General features: G+C 69.2%; 2 protein-coding genes and 2 tRNA genes. All 4 read right to left on the reverse strand.

The window, feature by feature from the left end; all coding sequences use genetic code 11:
• Nucleotides 1–140: 140 nt before the first annotated feature.
• A tRNA-Gly gene (locus G4D87_RS37080) sits at nucleotides 141–215 on the reverse strand.
• A 51-nt stretch (nucleotides 216–266) separates the two neighbouring features.
• Nucleotides 267–341 (reverse strand) — tRNA-Gly (locus tag G4D87_RS37085).
• 81 nt (nucleotides 342–422) lie between these two features.
• On the reverse strand, nucleotides 423–1,112 hold the full coding sequence (pgsA, locus tag G4D87_RS37090) for a CDP-diacylglycerol--glycerol-3-phosphate 3-phosphatidyltransferase (protein WP_163787490.1): 690 nt from the start codon (nucleotides 1,110–1,112) through the stop codon (nucleotides 423–425).
• 13 nt (nucleotides 1,113–1,125) lie between these two features.
• The coding region (locus G4D87_RS37095) for an AIM24 family protein (RefSeq protein WP_205507875.1) at nucleotides 1,126–2,000 on the reverse strand (875 nt) is incomplete at its 5' end.

The raw sequence follows: 2,000 nt of genomic DNA on the forward strand, positions 1-2,000 counted from the left end.
GCCCTACCCCGCTGGCGCCCTGGGACGGCTGCTCACATGCAGAGCAAGCCATCCACCGAGCGAATGTCCGGCCCTGGCGCCAGCGCCACCCAGGCGCCGGAAAAACAAAAGGCCCCCTGGTTTCCCAGAGGGCCTCTATTTGGAGCGGGAAAAGGGATTTGAACCCTCGACCCTCGCCTTGGCAAGGCGATGCTCTACCGCTGAGCTATTCCCGCGTCAGACCCTGCAAACTAAAAGGCCCTCTGGCTTCCCAGAGGGCCCGATTTTGGAGCGGGAAAAGGGATTTGAACCCTCGACCCTCGCCTTGGCAAGGCGATGCTCTACCGCTGAGCTATTCCCGCATCAGGTGCTGCGCCTTCGTCACCGCCGTGTGACCGCCGGGCCGAAAGTGAGGTGGGGTATACAGAGCCCTTCCGGACCCGTCAAACACTTTTCGCGGGGTCGGGCTCCCCCCCACGCTTCGCCAGCATGGCCAGGAATGCCCGGAAATAGACCACCGCGCTCCACACCGAGAAGGCCCCCGACAGGTAGACGAGCACCTGGCCCACCAGGTTGTAGTCCACCGGCACGGAGAAGCTGCCGAACTCCAGGGGATGCACGTAGTGGACGCAGAGCGAGATGATGCCCACCAGTTGGAGGGACGTCTTCCACTTCCCCTCCTGGCCCGCGGCGATGACCATGCCCTCGCTGGCGGCGATGGTGCGCAGTCCGCTGACGATGAGCTCCCGCGCCAGCAGGACGATGACGACCCACGCGGCGATGCGCCCCAGCCGCACCATCATCACCAGGGCCGCCATGGCGATGAGCTTGTCGGCCAGCGGGTCCATGAACTTGCCGACCACGGTGATGAGGTTCCACTTCCGCGCCAGGTAGCCGTCCACCACGTCGGTGATGGCGGCCACCGCGAAGAGGAGCCCCGCCAGCAGCGAGTTGAGGGGGTCCGCGTCGTAGGTCAGCCACACGAAGAGCGGAATGATGAGGATGCGCCCCAACGTGAGCATGTTGGGCAGGTTCCAGAACTCCTGCACCAACACGCTGGGCTTGCGCGCCGCGCGCTTCCGGGCGCGCTCCTCTCGCTTCCGCTGTTTCCGCGCCGCTCGGTCCGTGGCCATGGCAGGGGCCCTTCTAGCGGACACCGAGGGCGATGAGGGCAAAACCTTCACCGCCCAGCTCCACCGCCGCCCGAAGCGGCTCTCCGGAGGGGGACTTGAGCACGGGCACCATGCGCGGCGTGAGGTTCCCCTGCCAGCCCACCAGGTGCGTCAGCGGCACCGTCACCGGCTGCTCCTGACGCACCACCACCGCACGCAGCGGCCCCGGGAGACTCAAGAGCACCTGCCCCTGCCCTCGCAGGTGCACCAGGTCCAGGTCCGGCGCGATGTCCGACGGAACCCGGCCGTTCTCGAACATGACCGGCTCCTCGAAGGCGAACACGCACTCGTCGCGGAAGTACGCGGAGTCCTCGCCCAGGTCCACCGCCAGGAACGTACGGGGCGCGGCCGGCTCCAGGTAGAGCACGCCCTGGCCCCGGGCACGCACCATCCGCGCCGCCCCTTCCCCGAACGCCTTGTCCGTGGCCCGGCCCCGGAAGCGCTTCATCTCCGGCTGGAAGGAGAGCTGCCCCGCCAGCGCCACCAGCCCCTCCAGGCGCGTCAGGAGCTCTCCCTCCACCGCCACGGTGTAGCAGCCCGGCCCCGCGCAGAAGGGCCGCGACGCCTCCGCGCCAGGAAGGACGACCGAGCCGGCGAGCTCGGCCAGCGACGACCGCGCGCCATCCCGAGCGGGTGAGGACTCCGGCGCCGGGGACGCGGGCGCCAGCGACGTCGCGGGCACCTTGCGCAGCTGCAGCCGCGTCAGGGGCACGGGCGTCAGCGGCACGCTCGTCGCCACCGCCTCGGAGGTCTCATCGATGGCCGACTCGGGAGGCGGCTCCCGCGCCACGCCACTGTCAGCCGCTGCCTCCGTCGCCTCGGACGCCGCTTCGTCGGACAGGGCACTGG

Source organism: Myxococcus vastator (assembly GCF_010894475.1).
In the GTDB taxonomy this organism is placed as follows: Bacteria; Myxococcota; Myxococcia; order Myxococcales; family Myxococcaceae; genus Myxococcus; species Myxococcus vastator.